The organism is Streptomyces sp. YS-3 (genome assembly GCF_045257485.1).
Lineage (GTDB): Bacteria > Actinomycetota > Actinomycetes > Streptomycetales > Streptomycetaceae > Streptomyces.
Genome location: NZ_JBJHPC010000745.1, coordinates 1 through 2,933 on the forward strand (window position 1 = coordinate 1; position 2,933 = coordinate 2,933).

Here is a 2,933-nt window from a genome sequence, read left to right on the forward strand (position 1 = left end):
GGAGGGGTTCCAGAGGGTTGGCGGGAGGGGTCAGTCGCCGTACACCGCCCGTACCGCGTCCGCCACCGCCGCCTGCGCGGCCTCGCGGCCGAGGCCCAGGCGCCGCACCTCCTGTGCGTACGTCCGGGCCGCCGCCGCGGCCCGGCGCTCCGCCGCGTCGCCCGCCGCCGCGACGAACGTGCCGTTGCGGCCACGCGTCTCGATCACCCCGTCCGCCTCCAGCGCGCGGTAGGCCTTGGCCACGGTGTTGGCGGCGAGCCCGAGCTCCTCGGCGAGGCCGCGCACGGTGGGCAGTTTGTACCCCACGGGCAGCACCCCCGCCCGGGCCCGCTCGGCGATCTGGGCCCGCAGCTGCTCGTACGGCGCGTCGGGCGCTTCCTGGTCAATGGCGATCTTCAGGGTCACAGGCCGATTCTGCCCCTCCCGCGCGCGGGACGAAAATGGGAGGCGTCCGCGATGCCCCGCGCGTAGCGTCCGACGCGATGTCCGACGACTGCGCTACGGAGACACGTCTTGTCCGCGAACCAGGCTGAGCCCGGCTCCCCCCTCACCGTCACTCTGGTCAAGGGCGGCCGTACGAAGATCGGCTACCCGGCGACGGTGGTGTCCGACGACGGCGTCCGGCTCACCGTCCGCGCCCCCTGGGCCGCCGACGGCGTCCGCGACTTCGGGTTCGTCCGCTTCGAGCCGGGCGACGTCCTCACCGAGCACTACTGGCGGGACCGCTGGTACGCGGTGAAGGAGGTCCGGGCGGCCGACACCTCGCTCAAGGGCTGGTACTGCGACATCACCCGGCCCGCCGTGGTGCGTGCGGGGGCGGTGGCCGTCGAGGACCTGGACCTCGACCTCTGGGTCTCCGCGGACGGTACGACCGTGCTCCGCCTGGACGAGGACGAGTTCGCCGAGAGCGGTCTGGCCGACCGCGACCGGCAGGCGGCGGACCGGGCCGTACAGGCCCTGGACGAGCTCGAACTCCTGGCCCGGCGGGGCGGACTCACGGCGTTGACCGGCCGGCCGGCCGGACCGGCGCGGGAGAACGGCGCTTCTTAACCGGCTCTCAGCCGTCCCTTAACGCGGCCATAAAGATCGCCGTCTCCCGCTCCCAGCAGCCGTTTTCGCGTGATCCGGCGGCTAGCGTGCTGCACTCCCACCCCCGTGCAGCACCGAAGGAGAACGCCACGATGACCGCTCGTCGCACCGCCACCGCCGCCGCCCTGGTCCTGGCGCCGCTCGCGCTGACCGGGCTCGCGGCCGGTCCGGCCGCTGCCCACGGCTCGATGACGGACCCGGTCAGCCGGGTCTCCGCCTGTTACGCCGAGGGGCCGGAGCACCCCCGCTCGGCCGCCTGCAAGGCGGCCGTCGCCCTCGGCGGCACCCAGGCGCTCTACGACTGGAACGCGGTCAACATCGCCAACGCGGCGGGCCGGTCGAAACAGATCATCCCGGACGGCAGGCTCTGCAGCGCGGGCAACGACAAGTACAAGGGGCTCGACCTGGCGCGCGCCGACTGGCCGTCCACCCGGCTCAGCCCCGGGCGGCACACCTTCCGCTACAAGGGCACGGCTCCCCACAAGGGCACCTTCGAGCTGTACGTCACCAAGGACGGCTACGACCCCACGAAGCCGCTGAAGTGGTCGGACCTGGAGGCCGCGCCGTTCGCCAGGGTGGCGAACCCGCCGATGCGCAACGGCGACTACGTCTTCGACGCCACCCTGCCCGCCAAGTCGGGCCGCCACCTCGTCTACTCGGTCTGGCAGCGCTCCGACAGCCCCGAGGCCTTCTACACCTGCTCCGACGTGGTGTTCGGCAAGGACAGCGGCGCCTCCGGGTCCGCCCCGGCCCCGACCGCCTCGGCGCCGACGCGGCGGCAGATCGAGGACGGCGCCGCCAAGTCGACGGTGGAGCACCACGGTCACGGTGACGACGACGCCAGGACGGGTGCGGGCGCCCCGGCGCGGCCGGCGGCCGGCCGGGGCGAACCGGGCGGCGCCGAGGAGCGGTCGGGCAACGAGCCGCACACCGACAGTGTGGCCGCGGCCCCGGCCGCCGGCGCCGCGCCCCGCACCGAGAACCTCGCCGAGACGGGCGGCAGCGGGTCCACCCCGTATCTCGCGTTCGGTGGTGCGGGGACGCTGGCCGCCGGGGCCGTGTTCCTCCTGCTGGCCGCCCGCCGCCGGCGCGGGTTCAGCCGATGACGGACGCGCAGGTGGTGGGGGTGGCGTGCGCGGGGTCGAGCGCGTTGACGACCTCGTGGTAGGTGACGCGGTCGGTGAGTCCCATCGCCACGTGCTCGGAGAGGTCCAGGGCGCACTTGTCCTGGATGAGGACGTTGTCGACGTCCGGGCCGCTCAGGAACTGGGTGCGGTACGGGGTGACGACCTCGTCGTACCGGCTGGTGATGACGGTGTAGTGCACTCCGGGAACGGTGTCGCCGCCCGCGTTGAGCTTGTTCAGGAACGGTGATCCGGCCACCTGGTCGGCCAGGCCGGGGGTGCTGAGCCTCAGCAGGTCCTCGGCGCCGGGGAAGTAGGGCAGCAGCGCCGTGAGGCCGAGCAGGGTGGTGCCGTGGTTGTCGGGCGCTATGCCGACCAGGGTGTTCACCTTGGAGGCGCCGCCCAGGAACTTCAGGTACCAGCGCGGCATCATGCCGCCCTGGGAGTGGCCCACGAGATCGGCCTTGGGGGCGCCGGTCGCCGCGAGCACCCGGTCCACGAAGCCGGCGAGCTGTCCGGCCGACTTGTCGATGGGGCCGAGGCCGTCGAAGAGCGGGACGCCGGGGAGCTGACCGTAGTCGAGGGAGAAGACGCAGTAGCCCCGGTCGACCAGGTACGGGGCGAGGGCCAGCCAGTTGTCGACCGAGTTCCCGAAGGTGCCGTGGACCAGGACGACGGGGCGCGGGCGGGCGGCGGAGGGCTTGCAGGAGTAGTCGTTCC

4 protein-coding genes are annotated in these 2,933 nt (G+C 73.4%); 2 read left to right on the plus strand and 2 right to left on the minus strand.

Annotation, left to right across the window (positions count from 1 at the left end; translation table 11 throughout):
• Positions 1-30: 30 nt before the first annotated feature.
• Positions 31-405, minus strand: a complete 375-nt coding sequence (locus tag ACJA3G_RS34180) for a GntR family transcriptional regulator (protein ID WP_406556917.1) — start codon at positions 403-405, stop codon at positions 31-33.
• Positions 406-513: 108 nt separating this feature from the next.
• On the opposite strand from ACJA3G_RS34180, the gene ACJA3G_RS34185 reads away from it, so the two are divergent.
• Together ACJA3G_RS34185 and ACJA3G_RS34190 are read left to right on the plus strand one after the other, a co-directional pair.
• Positions 514-1,050, plus strand: coding sequence for a DUF402 domain-containing protein (locus ACJA3G_RS34185; RefSeq protein ID WP_406556918.1), 537 nt, complete (start codon positions 514-516; stop codon positions 1,048-1,050).
• Between the two features lie 131 nt (positions 1,051-1,181).
• Positions 1,182-2,195 (plus strand): lytic polysaccharide monooxygenase, encoded by a 1,014-nt coding sequence (locus ACJA3G_RS34190; RefSeq protein ID WP_406556919.1) that lies wholly within the window; start codon positions 1,182-1,184, stop codon positions 2,193-2,195.
• Here ACJA3G_RS34190 and ACJA3G_RS34195 read toward each other — a convergent pair.
• The coding region (locus ACJA3G_RS34195; protein WP_406556920.1) for an esterase/lipase family protein at positions 2,185-2,933 on the minus strand (749 nt) is incomplete at its 5' end. The genes ACJA3G_RS34190 and ACJA3G_RS34195 overlap by 11 nt on opposite strands.

Coding starts and splice junctions, on each gene's coding strand:
- ACJA3G_RS34190 (WP_406556919.1), top strand. CDS start 1,182: ATGACCGCTCGTCGCACCGCCACCGCCGCCGCCCTGGTCCTGGCGCCG.